At 63.4% G+C, this 21,971-nt stretch carries 15 protein-coding genes and 1 pseudogene; 10 read left to right on the top strand and 6 right to left on the bottom strand.

Features of this window, described 5'->3' with window-relative positions:
- Window positions 1-29 precede the first annotated feature (29 nt).
- The 3 genes from ACTJLD_RS24675 to ACTJLD_RS24665 all read right to left on the bottom strand — a co-directional run bounded on the left by ACTJLD_RS24675 (window position 30) and on the right by ACTJLD_RS24665 (window position 4,207).
- A complete protein-coding gene (locus tag ACTJLD_RS24675) occupies window positions 30-1,688 on the bottom strand; it encodes an MFS transporter (RefSeq protein WP_059699958.1) in 1,659 nt (552 codons plus the stop codon).
- Between the two features lie 225 nt (window positions 1,689-1,913).
- Window positions 1,914-3,461 carry a sensor histidine kinase gene (locus ACTJLD_RS24670; RefSeq protein ID WP_060174912.1) on the bottom strand — a complete coding sequence of 516 codons (1,548 nt, stop codon included), beginning with the start codon at window positions 3,459-3,461 and terminating at the stop codon, window positions 1,914-1,916.
- Window positions 3,462-3,478: 17 nt separating this feature from the next.
- Complete coding sequence (locus ACTJLD_RS24665; RefSeq protein WP_059649778.1) at window positions 3,479-4,207, bottom strand: response regulator transcription factor; 729 nt, start codon at window positions 4,205-4,207, stop codon at window positions 3,479-3,481.
- 189 nt (window positions 4,208-4,396) lie between these two features.
- On the opposite strand from ACTJLD_RS24665, the gene recA reads away from it, so the two are divergent.
- The 9 genes from recA (at window position 4,397) to ACTJLD_RS24620 (ending at window position 13,573) form a co-directional block, all read left to right on the top strand.
- Window positions 4,397-5,467, top strand: a complete 1,071-nt coding sequence (gene recA / locus ACTJLD_RS24660; RefSeq protein WP_440659819.1) for a recombinase RecA — start codon at window positions 4,397-4,399, stop codon at window positions 5,465-5,467.
- Window positions 5,467-6,336: a recombination regulator RecX gene (recX, locus tag ACTJLD_RS24655; protein ID WP_440659817.1), complete on the top strand. Its 870-nt coding sequence runs from the start codon at window positions 5,467-5,469 to the stop codon at window positions 6,334-6,336. The genes recA and recX overlap by 1 nt, the downstream gene beginning before the upstream one ends.
- 146 nt (window positions 6,337-6,482) lie before the next feature.
- Complete coding sequence (locus ACTJLD_RS24650) at window positions 6,483-7,091, top strand: DUF2889 domain-containing protein (protein ID WP_060083079.1); 609 nt, start codon at window positions 6,483-6,485, stop codon at window positions 7,089-7,091.
- Window positions 7,092-7,159: 68 nt separating this feature from the next.
- On the top strand, window positions 7,160-8,326 hold the full coding sequence (gene sucC, locus ACTJLD_RS24645) for an ADP-forming succinate--CoA ligase subunit beta (protein WP_006755512.1): 1,167 nt from the start codon (window positions 7,160-7,162) through the stop codon (window positions 8,324-8,326).
- Window positions 8,327-8,394: 68 nt separating this feature from the next.
- Window positions 8,395-9,276: a succinate--CoA ligase subunit alpha gene (gene sucD / locus ACTJLD_RS24640; RefSeq protein ID WP_006477916.1), complete on the top strand. Its 882-nt coding sequence runs from the start codon at window positions 8,395-8,397 to the stop codon at window positions 9,274-9,276.
- A gap of 162 nt (window positions 9,277-9,438) precedes the next feature.
- On the top strand, window positions 9,439-10,143 hold the full coding sequence (locus ACTJLD_RS24635; RefSeq protein ID WP_027789215.1) for a TerC family protein: 705 nt from the start codon (window positions 9,439-9,441) through the stop codon (window positions 10,141-10,143).
- 97 nt (window positions 10,144-10,240) lie between these two features.
- Complete coding sequence (locus ACTJLD_RS24630) at window positions 10,241-10,837, top strand: pilin (protein ID WP_027789216.1); 597 nt, start codon at window positions 10,241-10,243, stop codon at window positions 10,835-10,837.
- A gap of 153 nt (window positions 10,838-10,990) precedes the next feature.
- Window positions 10,991-12,769, top strand: a complete 1,779-nt coding sequence (locus ACTJLD_RS24625) for a PglL family O-oligosaccharyltransferase (RefSeq protein WP_440659815.1) — start codon at window positions 10,991-10,993, stop codon at window positions 12,767-12,769.
- A 453-nt stretch (window positions 12,770-13,222) separates the two neighbouring features.
- On the top strand, window positions 13,223-13,573 hold the full coding sequence (locus ACTJLD_RS24620; RefSeq protein ID WP_060083077.1) for a TonB family protein: 351 nt from the start codon (window positions 13,223-13,225) through the stop codon (window positions 13,571-13,573).
- Between the two features lie 97 nt (window positions 13,574-13,670).
- Here the strand turns inward: ACTJLD_RS24620 and ACTJLD_RS24615 are convergent, their stop codons facing one another.
- Both ACTJLD_RS24615 and ACTJLD_RS24610 read right to left on the bottom strand, forming a co-directional pair.
- Window positions 13,671-14,876 (bottom strand): hypothetical protein, encoded by a 1,206-nt coding sequence (locus ACTJLD_RS24615; protein ID WP_440659814.1) that lies wholly within the window; start codon window positions 14,874-14,876, stop codon window positions 13,671-13,673.
- 90 nt (window positions 14,877-14,966) lie between these two features.
- Window positions 14,967-15,104, bottom strand: a pseudogene (locus ACTJLD_RS24610) (cyclic pyranopterin monophosphate synthase MoaC); the annotation flags it as partial.
- 362 nt (window positions 15,105-15,466) lie between these two features.
- Between ACTJLD_RS24610 and ACTJLD_RS24605 the strand changes: the two are divergent.
- Complete coding sequence (locus ACTJLD_RS24605; RefSeq protein ID WP_219705624.1) at window positions 15,467-20,446, top strand: DEAD/DEAH box helicase; 4,980 nt, start codon at window positions 15,467-15,469, stop codon at window positions 20,444-20,446.
- A 665-nt stretch (window positions 20,447-21,111) separates the two neighbouring features.
- Here ACTJLD_RS24605 and ACTJLD_RS24600 read toward each other — a convergent pair.
- Window positions 21,112-21,486: a hypothetical protein gene (locus ACTJLD_RS24600; RefSeq protein ID WP_219705625.1), complete on the bottom strand. Its 375-nt coding sequence runs from the start codon at window positions 21,484-21,486 to the stop codon at window positions 21,112-21,114.
- Between the last annotated feature and the right edge of the window lie 485 nt (window positions 21,487-21,971).

Here is a 21,971-nt window from a genome sequence, read left to right as displayed (position 1 = left end):
TTGCCGGCGGCCCGTGCCGCCCTCCACCCTCAATCCTGCGCGTAGATGTTCGAGTCCTTCGTCTCCTTGACGAACAGCAGGCCGATCACGAACGTGGCCAGCGCGATCACGATCGGATACCAGAGGCCCGAGTAGATGTCGCCCTTCGCCGCGACGATCGCGAACGCGGTGGCCGGCAGGAAGCCGCCGAACCAGCCGTTGCCGATGTGATAGGGCAGCGACATCGACGTGTAGCGGATCCGCGTCGGGAACATCTCGACCAGCATCGCGGCGATCGGGCCATAGACCATCGTCACGTAGATCACGAGGATCGTCAGGATCACGATCGTCATCGGCCAGTTGAGCTGCGCCGGGTCCGCCTTGGCCGGGTAGCCGGCCGCCTTCAGCGTCGACCCGAGCGTCTTGTCGAACGCCGCGCCCTGCGCCTTCGCGTCGGCCGCCTTGCCTTCGTAGGCCGGGATCACCGTGTCGCCCACCTTGATCTGCGCCGTCGCGCCGGCCGGTGCCGCGACGTTCTCGTAGTTCAGGCCGGCTTTCGCGAGCGCGCTCTTCGCGATGTCGCACGAGTTCGTGAACTTCGACGTACCCACCGGGTTGAACTGGAACGAACAGGCGGCCGGATCGGCGATGACCGTGATCGGTGACTTCTGCGTGGCGATCTCGAGCTGCGGGTTCGCGTAGTGCGTGAGCGCCTTGAACAGCGGGAAGTAGGTCAGTGCCGCGATCAGGCAGCCCGCGAGGATGATCGGCTTGCGGCCGATCTTGTCCGACAGCGAACCGAAGAACAGGAAGAACGGCGTGCCGATCAGCAGCGCGATCGCGATCAGGATGTTCGCGCTCGCCCCATCCACCTTCAGCGTCTGCGTGAGGAAGAACAGCGCGTAGAACTGGCCCGTGTACCACACGACGGCCTGGCCGGCGGTCAGGCCGACGAGCGCGAGGATCACGATCTTCAGGTTCTTCCACTGGCCGAACGCTTCGGTCAGCGGCGCCTTCGACGTCTTGCCTTCCGCCTTGATGCGCAGGAACACCGGCGATTCGTTCAACTGCATCCGGATCCACACCGACACCGCGAGCAGCAGGATCGACGCGACGAACGGCACGCGCCAGCCCCAGCTGCCGAACGCTTCCTCGCCGATGAAGGTGCGCACGCCGAGGATCACGAGCAGCGACAGGAACAGGCCGAGCGTGGCGGTCGTCTGGATCCACGCGGTGTAGAAGCCTCGACGGTTGGCCGGCGCGTGCTCGGCGACGTAGGTCGCCGCGCCGCCGTACTCGCCGCCGAGCGCGAGACCCTGCAACAGCCGCATCGCGATGAAGATCACGGGCGCGGCGATGCCGATCGACGCGTAGCCGGGCAGGAAGCCGACCACGAAGGTCGAGATGCCCATGATCACGATCGTCACGAGGAACGTGTGCTTGCGGCCGACGAGGTCGCCGAGGCGGCCGAACACGATCGCGCCGAACGGCCGCACCGCGAAGCCGGCCGCGAAGCCGAGCAGCGTGAAGATGAAGGCGGCGGTCGGGTTGACGCCGGAGAAGAAGCTCTTGCTGATGTAGGCCGCGAGCGAGCCGGCCAGGTAAAAGTCGTACCACTCGAACACGGTGCCGAGCGACGACGCGAAGATCACCTTCTTCTCTTCACCCGTCATCGGCGAGTGCGAAATTTGCCCGCCTAACGTTGCCATGAGTCGTCTCCAAGTCCCTTTGTAGGTGTGCGGCCGCCTTGGGTGAGGCGGGCCTGTTGACGATTATTGGTAGGGAAACTTACGGCGGACTGACTCGCGTCTGCAAAGCAGATGTGCGTCAACTTTCGTCTAAGTTTCTGCTTTGAGTGTCTATCACGCTTGCAACGTCGCCGAAATCGTCGATTTCGGCGTAATCCGGGCAGCCTGCGGCGGCGCGCGTCAGGGTTAATCCGGGGCGGCTTCGGTCAGCGGCAGGCTGACGCGCACGAGCGTGCCGGCGAGGCGCGGGGCGTGCTGGTAGACGTGATCGTCGAGCGTCAGCGTGCCGCCGTGCTGCGTGGCGATCTCGCGCACGATCGCGAGCCCGAGGCCGCTGCCGTCGCCTTCGCGGCCGAGGATCCGGTAGAAGCGCTCGACGACGCGCTCGCGTTCGGCGGCCGGGATGCCCGGCCCGGTGTCCTCGACTTCGAGATGCACGAACCGCGCGGCGGGTTCGGCGCGCACGCGCACCGTGATGCGGCCGCCTTCCGGCGTGTAGCGGATCGCGTTGTCGATCAGGTTGCCGAGCATCTCGCGCAGCATCACCGGGTTGCCGTCGACGTCGAGCGGCGTGTCGTCCGGCGGGCCTTCGTAGCCGAGATCCATGCGTTTCGCGAGCGCGGCCTGCACCCAGTCGCGCACCGCGCGCCGCGCGAGCGAGGCGATTTCGACCGGCTCGAACGTCAGCCCGCTCGCGCGGTTCTCGGCGCGCGCGAGCGCGAGCAACTGCGTGACGAGCCGCGCGGCCTGCTCGGAGCTCGTCGCGATCTGCTCGAGCGAGCGCTGCACGTCGGGCGGCACGGGGTGGCGCAGCGCGAACTCGGCCTGCGTGCGCAGGCCCGCGAGCGGCGTCTTCATCTGGTGGGCGGCGTCGGCGATGAAGCGCTTTTGCAGCGCCATGTTCTGTTCGAGACGGGCGAGCAGGTCGTTGAACGACGTGACGAGCGGCTCGATCTCGGGCGGCGCGCGCTGCGCCTCGACCGGCGACAGGTCGTCGGGCCGTCGCGCGCGGATGTGCGCCTGCAGCGCGTTGAGCGGCGCGAGCCCGCGCGACAGCCCGAACCAGACCAGCAGGATCGCGAGCGGCAGGATCACGAACTGCGGCAGGATCACGCCCTTGATGATGTCGTTCGCGAGCGCGTTGCGCTTGTCCAGCGTTTCACCGACCTGCACGAGCACGGGCTGTGCGCTGTCCGATTGCGGCAGCGCGACCGTCGTATACGCGACGCGCACGTCGTTGCCGCGCAGCAGGTCGTCGCGGAACATGACGACGCCCGGCGGCGGGCGGTCCTCGTCGCGCGGCAGCGGCATGTCGGCTTCGCCCGCGACCAGTTCGCCGCGGGTGCCGAGCACCTGGAAATAGACGCTGTCGACGTTGTCCGCGCGCAGGAAGTCGCGCGTCTGCTGCGGCAGCGTCAGCTCGGCGACGCCGTTTACCGGATGGATCTGCCGCGCGAGCACGTACGCGTTGGTCTCGAGCGCGCGATCGAACGGACCGTTCGCGATCGTCTTCGCGACGAGGTAGGTGACGGCGATGCTCATCGGCCACAGCAGCAGCAGCGGCGCGAGCATCCAGTCGAGGATCTCGCCGAACAGCGAGCGCGGGCGCGGCGCCTCGGGCGCATCGGTTTCGTCGGGCGGCGCGAACGGGTTCTCGTAGCGCGCGTCGCGCGCCTCGTCGGCGGCCGACGACGGCGCGCCGGTCGGGTGGCGGGTAGGGGCCGGCGTGGCCATTGCGGCGACGCCCGGGGTCAGCGCAGCGGCGTGCCGGCCACCGCGGGCTGGGGCGCGGCCGAGTCGGCGGGCGTGGCCGGCGCCGCCTTCTCGAGGCAGTAGCCGAGGCCGCGCACGGTCGAGATCCGTACGCCGCTGGGTTCGATCTTCTTGCGCAGCCGGTGCACGTAGACTTCGATCGCGTTGTTGCTGACTTCCTCGCCCCATTCGCACAGATGGTCGACGAGCTGCTCCTTCGACACGAGCCGGCCGATCCGCTGCAGCAGCACCTCGAGCAGGCCAAGCTCGCGCGCGGAGAGATCGAGCACGCGATCGTTCGCATACGCGATGCGGCCGACCTGGTCGAACGCGAGCGAGCCGTGGCGCACGACGGTCGGGCCGCCGCCCGCACCGCGCCGGGTCAGCGCGCGCACGCGCGCCTCGAGCTCGTTGAGCGCGAACGGCTTGGCCATGTAGTCGTCGGCGCCGAGGTCGAGCCCCTTCACGCGCTCATCGACGCTGTCGGCGGCCGTCAGGATCAGCACGGGGAGGTTGGAATTGCGGGCGCGCAGGCGCTTGAGCACGTCGAGCCCGGACATTTTCGGGAGCCCGAGGTCGAGGATCAGCAGGTCGAACGTCTGCATCGACAGTGCCGTATCGGCATCGACGCCGCTCTTCACGTGGTCGACCGCATAGCCCGATTGGCGGAGTGACCGGGTGAGGCCGTCCGCGAGTATGCTGTCGTCTTCCGCGATGAGAATTCGCATGGTGCTGACCGATGGCCGGCGGGGCGTTCGCGCCGGCCGGCTGTCTCCGAAGTTATTCGTGTACAACGCAGCCTGCATTGCGGGCTTGCACAAAATACTGTTTTTTTATACAGTGTCTGCATTCGTGGGCGGCGCTTGAAAGCGGGCGCGCCTCTGACAGACGCTGCTCATCATAGCAAAGGACGATTCATGGAAGATAGCAAGAAGGGCTCCGGGATGACCGCCGAGAAGAGCAAGGCGCTGGCCGCCGCGCTTGCCCAGATCGAGAAGCAGTTCGGCAAGGGCTCGATCATGCGCATGGGCGACGGCGAGGCGGCGGAAGATATCCAGGTCGTCTCCACGGGTTCGCTGGGCCTCGACATCGCGCTTGGCGTCGGCGGCCTGCCGCGCGGCCGGGTGGTCGAGATCTACGGCCCGGAATCGTCCGGTAAAACCACGCTCACGCTGCAGGTCATCGCCGAGCTGCAGAAGCTGGGCGGCACCGCAGCGTTCATCGACGCCGAGCACGCGCTCGACGTCCAGTACGCGTCGAAGCTCGGCGTGAATGTGCCGGAGCTGCTGATTTCGCAGCCGGACACCGGCGAGCAGGCGCTCGAAATCACCGACGCGCTGGTGCGCTCGGGCTCGATCGACATGATCGTCATCGACTCGGTCGCGGCGCTCGTGCCGAAGGCCGAAATCGAAGGCGAGATGGGCGATTCGCTGCCGGGCCTGCAGGCCCGCCTGATGTCGCAGGCGCTGCGCAAGCTGACCGGCACGATCAAGCGCACGAACTGCCTGGTGATCTTCATCAACCAGATTCGTATGAAGATCGGCGTGATGTTCGGCAACCCGGAAACCACGACGGGCGGTAACGCGCTGAAGTTCTATGCGTCGGTGCGTCTCGACATCCGCCGGATCGGCTCGATCAAGAAGAACGACGAGGTGATCGGCAACGAAACCCGCGTGAAGGTCGTCAAGAACAAGGTGTCGCCGCCGTTCCGCGAAGCGATCTTCGACATCCTGTATGGCGAAGGCATTTCGCGTCAGGGCGAGATCATCGATCTCGGCGTGCAGGCGAAAATCGTCGACAAGGCCGGCGCCTGGTACAGCTACAACGGCGAGAAGATCGGCCAGGGCAAGGACAACGCGCGTGAATTCCTGCGCGAGAATCCGGAAATCGCGCGCGAGATCGAGAACCGCATCCGCGAATCGCTCGGCGTCGTCGCAATGCCCGATAGTGCAGGCAACGAAGCCGAGGCGGTGGACGAAGAAGAGTGATGGTCGGGCGCCGAGGTCAGGCTGGCGAGCCGGAGGAGAGCGACGCGCCCGAAGCGGCGGGTCGCCCCGGCCGGCGAGCCGGATCCTCGAGCGCCGATCGGCGGGTCGCGGGCAGCCATGCCGCGAACCGCACCGCGACGAGGGCATCCGACGATGCCCTCGTTTCGTTTGAGATTGCTGCACCGGACGATCCATTCGACGACGATGAATCGTTCGACGCGCACGACCGCTCCCGTCGTCGCGTCTCCGGTGTCAGTTTCCCTGGCGATCGCACAGCCGATGCGTCGGCGCCGGCCAGGGAAGATGTCTACACGCGCAGCAGCCAGCATCCGCGTCGCACGCGTCGTGCGTCGGGCGGTGCTTCAAGCGCTGCTTCCGGCGACGATCCGGGTGCCGGCACGCGCAAGTCGTCGAAGCCGCCGCGTTCGTTGAAAGGCCGTGCGCTCGGCTATCTGTCGAGGCGCGAATACAGCCGCACGGAACTCGCGCGCAAGCTCGCGCCGTATGTCGGCGAAGACGAGTCCGTCGAACCGGTGCTCGATGCGCTGGAGAAGGATGGCTGGCTGTCCGATGCGCGTTTTGCCGAGAGTCTCGTGCATCGCCGCGCGTCGCGTGTCGGCGTCGCACGCATCGTCAGCGAGCTGAAGCGTCATGCGGTCGGCGACACGCTCGTCGAGGAGGTGAACGCGCAGCTTCGCGAGACCGAATGGGCGCGTGCGCAGGCGGTCTGGCGCAAGAAATTCGGTGCACTGCCGCAAACGCCGGCCGAGCGGGCGAAGCAGGCGCGCTTTCTCGCTGCGCGGGGCTTCTCGAGCGCGACCATCGTGAAGTTGCTGAAGGTCGGCGACGATTTCCCGATCGACGACTGACCGTGCCGATCGCGCGCGTGGCGCGCGATTTTGCTGCAACGCAACTGCTTCCGGACAGGCGGGAATACCCGCCGTCGCGTCAAAGTGTCTCAAATACCCAATATGCTAAAATCCGTGGGTTTTCCTCTTCGGCCTCAACCTCCAGCATGCCGCTATCCGAGCCCGTGCCCCGTCAGTTGCGACATCGACGCGCAATCCGAGCGGAAGCTTACGAGCGCGGCGACGGCTTGTGGGACATCGAAGCCTGCCTGACCGACCACAAGCCGCGCGATGTCGCGCTTGCGTCGGGCATCCGGCCCCAGGGCCTGCCGATCCACGAACTCTGGCTGCGCGTGACTATCGATCGTGACCTCAATGTCGTCGACGCCGAAGCGTCTTCGGAATGGGTTCCCTATCCCGGTCACTGTCAATCCGCTTCCCCCGCCTATCGGGCCCTCATCGGGCTCAACCTCTTCCGCAATTTCCGCCGCAACGCGAACCGGCTGCTCGCCGGCGTCGCAGGCTGTTCCCATCTCACCGAACTGTGCGCCGTGCTGCCGACGGCCGCGATCCAGGCGTTCGCCGGTGACGTGTGGAACGTGCGCGAGGAGGGCGGCGAAGGGCCGGATCAGGGCGACGTGCACGCCGAACCGCCTTTCCAGCTCGGCCGCTGCCGGGCGTTGCGGTTCGACGGCGAGGTCGTGCGGCAGTATTACCCGCGGTGGTATGGCCCGCTTCGGCCGGATTTGCCCGGTGATGGCAGCACGAAGGAATGAACGGAAATCATTCGAAGAAGCGTCTAAAGCGACTTTTCATCCAACTCTCAGACTGAAGGGAATCACGCATGAAGATTCACGAGTACCAGGGTAAGGAAATCCTGCGGAAATTCGGAGTCGCGGTACCGCGCGGCAAGCCGGCGTTCTCGGTTGACGAGGCCGTCAAGGTGGCAGAAGAGCTCGGCGGCCCGGTATGGGTCGTGAAGGCTCAGATTCACGCGGGTGGCCGTGGCAAGGGCGGCGGCGTGAAGGTGGCGAAGTCGATCGAGCAGGTCCGCGAATACGCGAACCAGATCCTCGGCATGCAGCTCGTCACGCACCAGACCGGTCCGGAAGGCCAGAAGGTCAACCGTCTGATGATCGAAGAAGGCGCGGACATCAAGCAGGAACTGTATGTCAGCCTCGTCGTCGACCGCATCTCGCAAAAGATCGTCCTGATGGGTTCGAGCGAAGGCGGCATGGACATCGAAGAAGTTGCCGAAAAGCACCCGGAACTGATCCACAAGGTCATCGTCGAGCCGTCGACGGGCCTGCTCGACGCCCAGGCAGACGACCTCGCCGCGAAGATCGGCGTGCCGGCTGCTTCGATTCCGCAAGCGCGCGCGATCCTGCAAGGCCTGTACAAGGCATTCTGGGAAACCGACGCATCGCTGGCTGAAATCAACCCGCTGAACGTCTCCGGCGACGGCAAGGTCATCGCACTCGACGCGAAGTTCAACTTCGACTCGAACGCGCTGTTCCGCCACCCGGAAATCGTCGCGTACCGCGACCTGGACGAAGAAGATCCGGCTGAAATCGAAGCGTCGAAGTTCGACCTCGCGTACATCTCGCTCGACGGCAACATCGGCTGCCTCGTGAACGGCGCAGGCCTCGCGATGGCGACGATGGACACGATCAAGCTGTTCGGCGGCGAACCGGCGAACTTCCTGGACGTCGGCGGTGGCGCGACGACCGAGAAGGTCACGGAAGCGTTCAAGCTGATGCTGAAGAACCCGGACCTGAAGGCGATCCTCGTGAACATCTTCGGCGGCATCATGCGCTGCGACGTGATCGCGGAAGGCGTGATCGCCGGTTCGAAGGCCGTGAACCTGAACGTGCCGCTCGTCGTGCGCATGAAGGGCACGAACGAAGACCTCGGCAAGAAGATGCTGGCCGATTCGGGCCTGCCGATCATCTCGGCTGACAGCATGGAAGAGGCTGCGCAGAAGGTTGTCGCGGCTGCCGCAGGCAAGTAAGCGCGCTCAATGAATAGGTATGGCGGCGCGGCTTGCACGCGACGCCAATCGAACAGAGGTCAAAATACATGTCGATTCTGATCAACAAGGACACGAAGGTCATCACGCAGGGCATTACCGGCAAGACCGGTCAGTTCCATACGCGCGCCTGCCGTGAATACGCAAACGGCCGCGAAGCATTCGTCGCGGGCGTGAACCCGAAGAAGGCCGGCGAAGATTTCGAAGGCATTCCGATCTACGCGAGCGTCAAGGAAGCGAAGGCAGAAACCGGCGCGACCGTGTCGGTCATCTACGTTCCGCCTGCAGGCGCAGCTGCTGCGATCTGGGAAGCGGTCGAAGCCGACCTCGATCTCGCGATCTGCATCACGGAAGGCATTCCCGTGCGCGACATGATCGAAGTGAAGGACCGCATGCGTCGCGAAGGCCGCAAGACGCTGCTGCTCGGGCCGAACTGCCCGGGTACGATCACGCCGGACGAACTGAAGATCGGCATCATGCCGGGTCACATCCACCGCAAGGGCCGCATCGGCGTCGTGTCGCGTTCGGGCACGCTGACGTATGAAGCCGTTGCGCAGCTGACGGCACTGGGCCTCGGCCAGTCGTCGGCAGTCGGTATCGGCGGCGACCCGATCAACGGTCTGAAGCACATCGACGTGATGAAGATGTTCAACGACGATCCGGATACGGACGCAGTCGTGATGATCGGCGAAATCGGCGGTCCGGACGAAGCCAATGCCGCCGAGTGGATCAAGGACAACATGAAGAAGCCGGTCGTCGGCTTCATCGCTGGCGTCACGGCGCCTCCGGGCAAGCGCATGGGCCACGCCGGCGCGCTGATCTCGGGCGGTGCGGATACGGCCGAAGCGAAGCTGGAAATCATGGAAGCGTGCGGCATCACCGTCACGCGCAACCCGTCGGAAATGGGCCGTCTGCTGAAGAAGGCGCTGTAATATTTCCCCCCTGGGTTCGTCCTGCAAAAAACGCCGGCCTTGCCGGCGTTTTTTGTTATGCTCGCGCAATGAATTCGTAAGCACCCACCGGACATGCGTCGTGCATGTGCCGGCGATGAACCCGGCCGCCTGCCAGGCCGCCACTGTCCTGCACATCACCCCATGCTCGAATTCCTGACGTCGCTGCACTGGGGCGCCGTGCTCCAGATCGTCATCATCGATATCCTGCTCGGCGGCGACAACGCCGTCGTCATCGCGCTCGCATGTCGCAACCTGCCCGCGAACCAGCGGCTGCGCGGTGTCGTCTGGGGCACCGCGGGTGCGATCCTGCTGCGCGTCGCGCTGATCACGTTCGCGGTTGCGCTGCTCGACGTCCCGTTCCTGAAGTTCGGCGGCGGGTTGCTGCTGCTGTGGATCGGCATCAAGCTGATGGCGCCGGCCGCCGACGCGCACGACGACATCAAGCCGGCCAGCCGGCTGTGGGACGCCGTGAAGACGATCGTGATCGCCGACGCCGTGATGAGCCTCGACAACGTGATCGCGATCGCCGGCGCGGCCGAGCAGGCCGACCCGTCGCACCGGATCCCGCTCGTGATCTTCGGGCTCGTCGTCAGCGTGCCGATCATCGTGTGGGGCAGCACGCTGGTGCTGAAGCTGCTCGACCGTTTCCCGATCGTCGTGGCGCTCGGCGCCGGGCTGCTCGGCTGGATCGCGGGCGGCTTGATCGTGAACGACCCGGTCGGCGACCGCTGGCCGGTGCTCGATACGCAGCCGGTGCTCTACGGGGCGAGCATCGCGGGCGCGCTGTTCGTGGTGGCGATCGGTTACGCGCTCAGGCGGCGCAGCGGCGCACCGCGCGCACACTGACACTGGCCATCCGGCCGACTGCCGGATTCACGGCCTGCTGGCTACGATCGAGACGCCTGCCTTTAACGGCAGGCGTTTTTCGTTTCCGGAGCCTGCCATGTTCGAAGCCTTTTCCGTTTCCCTGTTCCGTCGTGTTGCCGCCGACCTGCGGCGCGCAAACCGGTCGTCGCCGCGCTGGCGGCCGGCCGGCTTCACGCTGATCGAACTGATGATCGTGCTCGCGATCGTCGGCGTGATCGCCGCCTATGCGATTCCCGCGTACCAGGATTACCTTGCGCGCTCGCGTGTCGGCGAGGGGCTCGCGCTTGCGTCGTCCGCGCGGCTGGCCGTCGCCGACAACGCCGCGAGCGGCGCGGGCCTCGACGGCGGCTACAGCCCGCCGGCCGCGACCCGCAACGTCGAATCCGTCGCGATCGACGGCGAGACCGGCCAGATCACGGTCGCCTTCACCACGCGCGTCGCGGCGGCGGGCGCCAATACGCTGGTGCTCGTGCCGTCCGCGCCCGACAAGGCCGACGCGCCCACCGCACGCGTGCCGCTCAAAAAGGGCGCGATGCAGGCCGGCGCGATCGCGTGGGAGTGCTTCGCCGCCGGCAAGGACGCGTCGTCGCTGCCGGCGCCGGGAGCCGGGCCGTTGCCGGGCGATGCCGCGACGCTGCCTGCGAAATATGCGCCGGCGGAGTGCCGCGCGTAGTGCCGGCAGCGGAGCAGGGCGGCACGGGCAGCATGCCGGCCGCCGCTTCGGTCGGCCGGGGCGGCCGCGCCGCGCCGGGGCGCGGCGCGAAGGCCCCGCACAGAGGGGGGAAAGTTTTGTATAGTGCGCCGGTTGCTGACATCCGGTTCGCTCATGCCTTCTACTTTTTCCCGTTCGTTGCCGCTCGTTGCGCTGGCTGTCGCCCTGATCGTGCCGTACGCGATCACGAATCACACGTATCCGATCCCGACCTTCTATTCCGAGTTTTCCGCGCTGGTGCTGTATCTGCTGGTGGGAGTGTCCGTCGTGCTGCTCGCGCGCACCGGTCGCCCGGCCGAACCGTTCGCCGCGCCGACCGCATTCGTTGCGCCGCTCGGGTTCGCGGTGGTGCTCATCGCGCAGGTCGCGCTGATTCCGCTCAAGGTGCCGTCGATGAACTGGCTCGCGGTCGGCTATCTCGCCGCCGCGCTGGTCGCGATGCAGGCAGGTTTTACGCTCGCGCGCGACGGGCTGGCCGAGGCCGTGTCGCGGATGATGGCCGGCGCGCTGCTCGTCGGCGGGGTGTTCGCGGTCGGCACCCAGATCGTGCAGTTGTTCCACCTCGAGTCGGCGCTGTCGCCGTTCGTCGTGATGTACAACGTCGCGGTCGATCGCCGCCCGTACGGCAACATGGCGCAGGCGAACCATCTGGCCAGCTACATCGCGTTCGCGCTTGCGGGCGCGCTGTATCTCGTGCAGACGCGCCGGCTCGCGGTATGGGCGTGGCTCGCGCTGTCGCTCGTGCTGTCGGTCGGCCTTGCGCTGACGGTGTCGCGCGGGCCGTGGCTGCAGGTCGCGGTGATGGTCGTCGCGGGCTTCTGGATGGCGTGGCTCGAAACGCGCCGAGCACCGGGCAATGCGCGCGCGTGGCTGATCCCGGTCGTGCTCGCGGTGGCGTTCGTCGCGGTGAACGTCGCGGTGCGCTGGGCCAACGTGCACTATCACCTGAACCTCGCGGAATCCGCGGCCGACCGGATGCGCGACGCGGGGCAGATCGCGCCGCGCCTCGCACTGTGGAAGTACGGGCTCGCGATGTTCCGCGAGCACCCGCTGCTCGGCGTCGGCTGGGGCGAGTTCCCGTCACACCAGTTCGCGCTCGTGCGCTCGCTGGGCGGCGTCGAGATCGCGAACAATTCGCACGACATCTTCATCGACCTGCTCGCGAAGTCCGGTCTCGTCGGGCTGGGCGTGCTCGTCGTCGCGCTCGTGACGTGGTTCGTGCGTGCGGTGCGCGCACCGCAGTCGAGCATGCGCGTGTTCGGCTTCGCGCTGATCGGCATCCTGCTGATGCATGCGCTGGTCGAGTATCCGCAGCAGTACATGTTCTTCCTGTTGCCGGCGATGTTCGTGATCGGGCTGCTCGACGTGAAGCCGCTGCGTTTCCTGCCGGGGCGTGCAGCCTTCGGGCTGTTCACGGTGCTGTCGGTCGGCGGCGTGCTGGCGGCGGTGCCCGTGCTGCGCGATTACCAGCGCGCGGAGGTGCTGTATTACGGCAGCGATCCGGCCGCGCAATACCGCGACGCGCCGTCGTTGCTGTTCGGCGCCTGGGGCGAATACGGCGCGGCCACGCTGCTCCCGATTTCGGCGGACGACCTGCCGGCCAAGCTCGCCGCGCACGAGCGCGCGATCGCGCTGCTGCCCGGCGAGACGGTGCTGCGCCGCTATGCGGTGCTGCAGGCACTGGCCGGCCGCGAAGCCGATGCGCTCGACACCGTCGCGCGCCTGCACGTGTTCGCGAAGGAGCTGAAGGACTGGCCGCAACAGCTGGCGGCGCTGTACAAGCTGTGCGACCAGCAGCCGGCGCTGAAGACGTTCAAGGCGGCGGTCGTCGCGAAATACGGCGAAGTTCCGGCCGACGCGGCCGACGACGAGGACGACGACGATTCGGATTGATACGTGCGGCCCCTGCCGGAACGGGGAATGCCGGCAGGGGCCGCGCCGTGCGAAAGCAGCGGCGCGTGCCGAACGCAACCGCTTGGCGTGAACCCGGCGAATCCGGCCGCGTATCGATTACCTCGCGGATTGCGCGGATTCCGGCTGAAGGCGCGGCGATTCGCGTCAACCATTGTCAAATCGCCGCCGCTTGCCGGGCGGCGCGTGCACAATGCGCGAAAGCGCTCGCGTGCCGGCCCGTGTGGGGCAGGGGCGACGCGAACACCGGCAACACCGGGCCACCCGGGAAGTCCGCCACGCAGGATCGCGGCCGAGCATCGATCGGCCGTGCGGCCGTAACGGGGCGCCGGTCCGATGGCCGCGGCGCGGTGTGACGCATGCGATGCGACCGGGCGATGTTCCCCGGCGCGCGGCGCGTTCGTCCGCAACAGTGCTGAAGAACGATATTCGACCATGGCTATTCGCTCGACCTACCTGATCCTGCCCGCCGTCGCGATGCTGTTTTCCGGCTGCGCGATGCTGTCGTCGTCGCAGGAAAGCAAGCTGACCTGCCACATTCCGCGCGCCGTCTATCCGGATACCGCGAAGCCGCTCACGCGTCCGGCGACCGTGCTCGTGCGCGCGCTGATGACGACGTCCGGCGAAGCGCAGAACGTCACCGTGACGACGAGCAGCCGTAATGCGGCGGCCGATCGCGCGGCCGTCGACGCGATGACGCACGCAACCTGCGTACAGACGGGCGCGACCGCGAATCCGTTCCTGCTGACCCAACCGTTCGTGTTCGAGCCGCAGCGCGGCAAGTGATGCGCGGGCGGCGCGGCGTGCGTGCCGGTCGCCGTCCGGTATTGTTTCCTGTCAGCCCCTTCGCTGCGCGCGGCCTTGGGCCGCGCGTGCCCGACGTTCAGTGCCGCGGCATCAGGTTCGCGCCGCGGCAAGCCGGCTCGGCCGCCGTGCTCAGCCCGAGCAGCGTGAACCCGTTGCGTTCCTGGCGAATCTGCGCGTAGTGCCGCGCAACCGTCTCCCCGGTGTTGCCCGTCAGATCGAGTTCGACCTGAAAGCGGTCCTTGCTGTCCGAGCAGCCACGCACCGGCCCGTACTCGAACCCGGTACCGGGCGCCTTGCGGGCCTTGTCGAACGCCTGCCGGCCCTTCAGCGCGGCAGCCGCGGCGGCGGGTTCGCTCCATTCGCGCGCCTGCGCATCGTTCACATTCAGCCATTCGTCGACGAAATCGCGGCCGTTGAGCGCGACGGGTTGTACGCGCTGCACGGTGCCGCCGTCGACGCGATAGCGGAATACGCCTGGCCGCGTCAACACTTCGCTGTCCATCGAGCCGACCGTCGCGCGCACCTCGAAGCCGTCGGGGCGCACCTTGAACCGGATCGGGTTTTCGTCGAGCACGTAGCTGTTCTCGGCATGGAACAGCACGCGTTGCGCGGTCGGGCCGTCGGCCGGTGCGGCCACGTCCACGGCGAACCGGCTCCAGCGCGACGCGCACCACGGCGTGCCGTGGACGACCGCGATCTGCCCGCCGGGCAGCGCCGAGAACCAGAAGCCGCCGCCGTACGCGCCGCCGATGTCCTTGTAGTCGTCGGCCTGCCAGCGCAGCACGCGCTGCCAGCCGCCGTTTTCCCATGCGTAGGCGGTCAGCAGGTTGTCGTCGCCGCATGCGATGTCGAAGCCGGCGCGCACGAAGAGCAACGGGCGGGACGTGCCGCCGCGTTCGACGTCCACGTCCGGATTGCGGCCGAACGCCGATTCGCCGTCTTTCGGCTGGACGGGCCGGGCCGGCACGCCGAGCGCGGCTGCGAGCGTGCGTTTCAGCGCGGCCGGGTCGACCTGTTCGTCACTGCAGGCGAGCCGCGCATCGATCGCGCCGGCGAGCGCCTGCTTGTACGCACGCAGCGCGTCGCGCAGCGGCGGCGAAATCTCGACGCCGGGCCCGTCGCTCGGCGGATTGCGGATCTGCTGTACGCGGTGCTGCGCGTCGATGGCCGCGCGCGCGGCGGTGTCGGCGGCGGGGCAGGCGCCGGCGGCCGATGCGACGGCCGGCAGCAGGAAGAGCGCGCACAGCAGCGGCGCGGCGCATTTCAGCGTGGGATTCTTCATGAGTGAAGTGTTTTTCTGGTTTTTATCGTTCGAACGGAGCATCGCTACGGCCGGCGCTGCCCCGTGAATGGCGGCTGTTACCGCTGGCGGTCAACCCGCGACGTCTTCCGCCTTCCAGTCTCCCGACTTCCCGCCGCGTTTCTCGCGCACGCTCACATCGGTGATCACCATCCCGCGATCGACGGCCTTGCACATGTCGTAGACGGTCAGCAGCCCGACCTGCACGGCCTTTTAAATCAAAGACTTACTGATGGCGCCTCATTCGATCTTGTCCCACTCGGTTGATAAAGTGGGACAGCAGTGGGACGGATTTGGGACAACAATCGGACCGCACTGTGTCGCGAGTTTACGCGATCGAACCGTTCGGGGGAAAGTACATGTCGTAGCACGACAGGATATTTCGGACGCGATCATTCGGCGCATCGTTGGACGTGCGCCGGAGCGTGGTGACGTGTTGTATCGCGCTGGATCAGATTCAGTCCGCGTTGCTGGCACGTGCTTCGTGATTTCGTCAGGTGTCGAGGGATTGGCTGAACGGCATAATGTCGGCTTCGTGGCTTAATCGTCACAATAACAAGCACCTCAGCACTATGACCGCACTCGAAATGCTTCTCGACACCTTCCGCCAAACCGCCGTGACTGAACGGGAGAAGGGGACCTACTTCGAAGAGTTGATCGTCACCTATTTGCGGAACGAGGCCACGTACCGCGATTTGTACAGCGACGTGTGGACCTATGCGGAATGGGCTGACCTGCAAGGGCTGGACAAACGGGACACCGGCATTGACCTTGTTGCGAAGACGCGTGGCACGGACGAATTCCATGCGATTCAATGCAAGCTGTTTGCGCCCGAACACAAGGTTCAGAAGAGCGACATCGATAGCTTTTTCACGGCATCAGGCAAGAAGCCGTTCACGCGTCGAATCATTGTCGCTACGACGAATCATTGGAGCGAACACGCCGAAGACGCTTTGCTGGATCAGCAGCCGCCCGTCAGCAAGATTGATCTGACTGCTCTTGAAGAAAGCCAGATCGAGTGGGGCCAGTACCAGCCCAAGGCTGCGCCGGTCATCAAGGCGAAGAAGGAACTGCGCCCACACCAGACCAACGCACTGAATGCAGTTGTTCATGGTCTTTCTGATGCCGACCGGGGCAAGTTGATCATGGCCTGTGGTACCGGCAAGACGTTCACCAGCTTGAAAATCGCAGAAACGCTGGCCGGTGCTGGCAAGCGAGTGCTGTTCCTTGTACCGAGTCTGTCGCTACTTTCACAGACCTTGACGGAATGGACTCAGGAGAGCGGGACGCCGCTTCATAGTTTTGCGGTTTGCTCGGATAGCGATGTTGGCAAGAAACGCAAGAAAGAAGACGACATGGTGCAAACCTTCGTCCATGAACTGCGCTATCCGGCCACGACGGATTCGGCCCGACTGGCGGCAGAGATGGCGAAGCGGCACGATGCGTCGCACATGAGCGTCGTCTTCTCGACCTATCACTCGATTGATGTCATCAGCCGTGCGCAGAAGCAGTTCGGGATGGCCGACTTCGACCTGATCGTCTGCGACGAAGCGCACCGCACGACGGGCGCAACGTTTGGCGACGATGACGAAAGCACGTTCGTTCGGGTTCACGATGCCGACTACATCCGCGCTGCCAAGCGCCTGTACATGACGGCGACGCCGCGAATCTACGGAGATTCGGCCAAGGCCACGGCTGAACGTGACAACGTTGCGCTTTGTTCGATGGACGACAAGGCGCTGTATGGCGAAGAACTGTTCGTCATCACGTTCTCGGAAGCCGTCAAACGCGGGTTGCTGGTCGATTACAAGGTGATCGTGCTGGCGGTCGAAGAGACGCACGTCAACCGGCGTCTGCAAGACCTGCTGCGGGATGAGAACAACCAGTTGAAGGTTGACGACGCAGCCAAGATTGTTGGCTGCTGGAAAGCCCTGTCGAAGCAGGGATTGACCGACGACTTGGTTGGCGACGGCGATCCTATGAGTCGTGCAGTGGCCTTCTGTCAGGTCATCGAAGTCTCGAAAGGGGCTAAGACGCACAAGGTCAGTTCGAAACAGATCGCCGGGATGTTCCAAGCGGTCGTTGAAGCGTATCAGGAGTCTGAAGAGACGGAAGAATTCGAACAGGCGGCCCGACTTCACTGCGAAGCTGAACACGTTGACGGTGGCATGAATGCCAGCGAGAAGGAAGCGAAGCTGACATGGCTGAAGGCCGAGACGCCCGAAAACACTTGCCGCATTCTCAGTAACGTTCGCTGCCTGTCCGAAGGTGTGGACGTTCCGGCACTGGATGCCGTGCTGTTCCTGACGCCGCGTAACTCGCAGGTTGACGTGGTGCAGTCGGTCGGTCGCGTGATGCGCAACGCACCGGGGAAGAAGCGCGGTTATGTGGTCTTGCCGGTGGTGATTCCGGCAGGCGTCGAACCACACGAAGCCCTGAATGATAACAAGACCTACGCCGTCGTCTGGCAGGTCTTACAGGCGCTTCGGTCGCACGACGACCGCTTCGATGCAATGGTGAACAAGCTCGAATTGAACGGGCCGAACACTAGCAAGATGGAAGTCATCGCGATCACTGACAAGATTCAGAAGAAGCAGCAGAAAGCCAACGGGACGAAGAACAAGGACGCTGGTAAGGGCGGCTTCACCATTGGCGAAGCGGTCAAGAAGCGCACCGCGCAGGAACAGCACGAACTGCAATTCGAGATCGGCGAGATCGAGAAGGCCATCTACGCGAAACTGGTGCAGAAGGTCGGCAACCGTCACCACTGGGAAGATTGGGCGAACGACATCGCGAAGATAGCTCGCACTCACATCGACCGTATTACGGCCATCGTCGAGAACCCTGCCAACGCGAAGGAACGAGACGCGTTCAACGAGTTTGCCGCAGAACTGCGTGATGACCTGAATGGCAGCATCACCGATGGCGAAATCATCGAGATGTTGGCGCAGCATCTCATCACGAAGCCGGTGTTCGATGCCCTGTTCGCGGACTACAGCTTTGCGAAGCACAACCCGATGTCGCTGGCGATGCAGCATGTGTTGGATGTGCTGGATGAACATCGGCTGGACAAGGAAGCCGACACGCTGGAACGGTTCTATGAGAGTGTGAAACTCCGGGCGGAAGGCATCGACAACGCGGCGGGCAAGCAGAAGATCGTCGTCGATTTGTACGATAGGTTCTTCCGCAATGCCTTCCCGAAGATGACTGAGCGGTTGGGGATCGTCTACACGCCGGTCGAAGTCGTGGACTTCATCATTCATAGCGTTGCCCATGTGTTGCAGTCCGAGTTCGGCCAGACCTTGGGTAGCAAGGGCGTCCACATTATCGATCCCTTTGTTGGTACGGGCACGTTCGTGACACGGCTTCTGCAAAGCGGCCACATCACGCCCGAAGAACTGCCACGCAAGTACAAGCATGAAATTCATGCGAACGAGATCGTGCTGCTGGCTTACTACATCGCAGCCGTGAACATAGAAGCGGTGTATCACGGCATCGTCGGCGGCAAGTACCAGCCGTTCGAAGGCATTTGCCTTACAGATACGTTTCAGATGTACGAGACGGAAGACATGGTTGATGCGCTGTTGGAGCAGAACAGCGCCCGCCGAAAGCGTCAGAAGAAGCTGGACATTCGCGTCATCATGGCGAATCCGCCGTATTCGGTAGGACAAGCCAGTGCGAATGACAACAACCAGAATGTCGCATACCCGCATCTCGACAAGCGAATCACGGAAACTTACGTGCAGCGGTCAAGCGCCGCTCTGTCCAAGGGGTTGTACGACAGCTACATTCGCGCTATTCGCTGGGCCAGTGACCGCATCGGCAACAGTGGCGTGATCGGCTTTGTGACCAATGCGGGCTTTCTCGACGCCAACACTGCTGATGGTCTTCGCCAATGTCTGGCAGAAGAGTTTTCGACTATCTATGTGTTTCATCTGCGCGGCAATCAACGCACGGCGGGAGAACAGTCGCGAAAGGAAGGTGGCAAGATTTTTGGAAGCGGCAGTCGCGCTCCTATTGCGATTTCTGTGCTGGTCAAGAATCCGAATGCCGTGCAGCATGGTCAGATTTACTTCCACGACATCGGTGACTATCTCAGCCGCGAAGAGAAATTGGAGAAGGTAAGTGCATTCAGAAGCATTCAAGGGATCGGGGAAGTAGGTGGCTGGCAACACATCGTCCCTGACCAACACGGTGATTGGCTGAACCAGCGAGACGACCGTTTCGGCGAATACATCGTGTTGGGCGACAAGAGAAGCAACGCGCCAAGGCTATTTGAAAACTTCTCGTTGGGTGTTTCTACAAACCGTGACGCATGGTGCTACAACGCTTCCAAGAGCGGCGTGACAGCGAGCATGTCACGCATGATTGACGCTTACAACCATGAAGTTTTAAGGTTTTCAAGCAAATTCGGTCGGCTGGACCCGAAGACTCAGATGTTGCGCGTGGATGACTTCATTGACAATGATCCTTCTCGGATCAGTTGGACGCGTGGCCTGAAGCAGGAACTAGTCAAGAACCGACGGTTTGCCTTCGAACCGGAATGCCTGACACCAAGTCTGTATCGGCCATTCAGCAAGCAATGGCTGTATTTCAACCGCCGTTTCAATGAAATGGTATTGCAGATGCCGCGTATCTTTCCCGACGCGACGGCGGAGAATCGCGCCATCATGATTAAAGGCAATCTCGCCGATGCCGGTCAGTTTGCGCTAATGGTGGACAAGGTCGTCTCCCTTCAACCTGATGGCGGTGCTCAGTGCTTCCCGCTCTATCTCTACGACGAACCGAATGGCGAAGTGGGCGACGAGCAGTTACAAGCCGGATTGTTTGACCCCGATCAGGCCGCTAGGCGCAAACGCCGAGATGCGCTAACTGACGAAGGACTCGCGCACTTCGAAGTTGCATATCCCGGCGAACAGATCAGCAAAGAAGACATCTTCTACTACGTCTATGGCTTGTTGCATTCACCTGACTACCGCGAACGCTATGCCGACAATCTGTCGAAGGAGTTGCCGCGCATCCCATGCGTGAAGACAGCCACTGACTTTTGGGCGTTTTCGAAGGCTGGACGAAAGCTCGCCGACCTGCACATCAACTACGAGACGGTAGAAAAGTTCCCGTTGCAGATCGAAGGCGAAGGACCGTTGTTGACGGATGCGGACTACCGTGTCGAGAAGATGAAGTATCCCAAGAAGAGCAAGGACAAAGACCTCACGACGCTGATCTACAACGACAAGATCACGCTGAAGGGCATCCCGCTGGAAGCCTATGAATACGTGGTCAACGGTAAACCAGCATTGGATTGGGTCGTCGAACGCCAGTGCGTCAAGATTGACAAAGATAGTGGCATCGTCAACGACGCCAACGACTATGCGGTCGAAACAATGAACAATCCGCGCTATCCATTGGAGCTGTTTCAACGGGTCGTCACGGTGAGTCTGGAAACGATGAAGATTGTGAAGACCCTGCCGCGTCTGGACATTCAGCAGCCTGGTCCGACTGTAGGGCAGTTGATGGAAGCTAAGGACGAACCAGACGCATTGACTGCCTGATTGGTTCTCAACGGTTGACATCTGCAATGGTGGATGCCGACTGTTGTCGAGACGCGGGTTTCAATGGCGTCGATGCCTGTTGGCAACGACTATAGGGGCAACAGTCGCAGTGGTCCGGTCAGTGTTCAGTGGTTAAGGGTAGTCATTACACGCGTGGTGGACCCGAAGCACTGGTTGTTACAGTTGATCAGTAGTCGCCAGTGGTTGTGGTTGCCAACCATAGACCTTTGATCGACTGTAGGTTGTGTGGTCACGGTTCGGCGACGAGAATCAATGCGCGGTCACCCGTTACGGTGAGGCCGCAACCAGTGCCCGTGCTACCGTTGACGGTGATCTGGTTGCCGTTGTGACAACGGGAATGGAATGTACAGTCACCCGTGACCGTTACGCTGTGCCGGGTAACGGCGTTACCTCTATGGCGACGCTGTTACTAGACGGTCAATGGCGTCGGTACCGCGCCTATCAACCTGTCGTACCGGTGGCACGGGACCGCATCGTTGACACTGGTCGGTATGGTGCGGTGCGGGTGGGTAGGTGTTGCTGGTGGACCCGTGCCTACAGTGGCGACAGTCGCCCACCATTGCCGGCGCATTGGCGCGACTACCGGTCTCCAACGGTTCCATGCATTGACGCGGTCTATCGGGGGCATCCATTCTCAACTGCGTTCAACGCGGTGGCGGATTGTCGAGCTTGAAGTAGGTCAACCCGCGAATCTGAATGCCGTCTTTCTGGTAGCGCCCAAACGCCCAGACATCTTGATGCTGCTGAAGGACGACCCAGACGAATAGTCCAAAGCACTTGCCCGATTCGACTTCATCGTATTCGCAAGCCTTCCGGTAGATCGGATCGTAGACCGTATCTGACCAGTCGTTCCCCGGTATCCAACTGGATGTGTGAATCTGGCCGCCGTCGATTCGGTTGTTCAGTTCGGCAACAAGGGCATCGTATTCTGACTGAGAGAGACGACTTTTCCAGCGACGAAAGTCCTTCTCATATGGAATGTCGGTGATGTACTTGTCGCTGTCGATTGAATAAAGCATCTGCGTTGCTCCCCGTAGCGATTATCGGTATTCGGCGATTCAGTACCGGTGTTCCGCAACGTCAGATTCTAGCGCCCGACAAGCTATCGCGCACTGATGTACCGCCCTGGCGGCTGCACGTAGGACACACGTCTGCTGCCGTCAAGACTATCGACGCGGAGGTACGGCATCTCGCGAGCGACTGGGCTGGCGGTAGCAAACCCTTAGATCGCGGAATGTTGGCGCGTTACCACAGAAAACACGAAGGCACCAGTTTTATTTGACGGCATTGCGTTTGTTGTGCGATAATGTTGTTTCTTGGTAAGGCTTGCTGTGTGGCGTCAAACACGCTTCGTAGTAGGGGCCAAGCAAAAGACGTTTGACTCAACATCAAACGCTCGTCTTCACGGTGATCGGTATCGGTCCCGTATCTATATGATTATCTAGCAGCACGCAGTCGAGCGCGGCGCATTCCACATGCGTCGAGTCAATTCGCATCTGGATTG

The sequence above is a fragment of the Burkholderia sp. 22088 genome (genome assembly GCF_052045915.1).
Classification (GTDB): domain Bacteria; phylum Pseudomonadota; class Gammaproteobacteria; order Burkholderiales; family Burkholderiaceae; genus Burkholderia; species Burkholderia cepacia.
Note: the sequence above shows the minus strand (reverse complement) of the source record. Positions and strands in the feature narration are given on the sequence as shown.

Coding starts and splice junctions, on each gene's coding strand:
- sucC (WP_006755512.1), top strand. CDS start 7,160: ATGAAGATTCACGAGTACCAGGGTAAGGAAATCCTGCGGAAATTCGGA.
- recA (WP_440659819.1), top strand. CDS start 4,397: ATGGAAGATAGCAAGAAGGGCTCCGGGATGACCGCCGAGAAGAGCAAG.
- ACTJLD_RS24600 (WP_219705625.1), bottom strand. CDS start 21,486: ATGCTTTATTCAATCGACAGCGACAAGTACATCACCGACATTCCATAT.
- ACTJLD_RS24665 (WP_059649778.1), bottom strand. CDS start 4,207: ATGCGAATTCTCATCGCGGAAGACGACAGCATACTCGCGGACGGCCTC.
- ACTJLD_RS24650 (WP_060083079.1), top strand. CDS start 6,483: ATGCCGCTATCCGAGCCCGTGCCCCGTCAGTTGCGACATCGACGCGCA.
- recX (WP_440659817.1), top strand. CDS start 5,467: ATGGTCGGGCGCCGAGGTCAGGCTGGCGAGCCGGAGGAGAGCGACGCG.
- ACTJLD_RS24605 (WP_219705624.1), top strand. CDS start 15,467: ATGACCGCACTCGAAATGCTTCTCGACACCTTCCGCCAAACCGCCGTG.
- sucD (WP_006477916.1), top strand. CDS start 8,395: ATGTCGATTCTGATCAACAAGGACACGAAGGTCATCACGCAGGGCATT.
- ACTJLD_RS24675 (WP_059699958.1), bottom strand. CDS start 1,688: ATGGCAACGTTAGGCGGGCAAATTTCGCACTCGCCGATGACGGGTGAA.
- ACTJLD_RS24615 (WP_440659814.1), bottom strand. CDS start 14,876: ATGAAGAATCCCACGCTGAAATGCGCCGCGCCGCTGCTGTGCGCGCTC.
- ACTJLD_RS24625 (WP_440659815.1), top strand. CDS start 10,991: ATGCCTTCTACTTTTTCCCGTTCGTTGCCGCTCGTTGCGCTGGCTGTC.
- ACTJLD_RS24635 (WP_027789215.1), top strand. CDS start 9,439: ATGCTCGAATTCCTGACGTCGCTGCACTGGGGCGCCGTGCTCCAGATC.
- ACTJLD_RS24620 (WP_060083077.1), top strand. CDS start 13,223: ATGGCTATTCGCTCGACCTACCTGATCCTGCCCGCCGTCGCGATGCTG.
- ACTJLD_RS24630 (WP_027789216.1), top strand. CDS start 10,241: ATGTTCGAAGCCTTTTCCGTTTCCCTGTTCCGTCGTGTTGCCGCCGAC.
- ACTJLD_RS24670 (WP_060174912.1), bottom strand. CDS start 3,461: ATGGCCACGCCGGCCCCTACCCGCCACCCGACCGGCGCGCCGTCGTCG.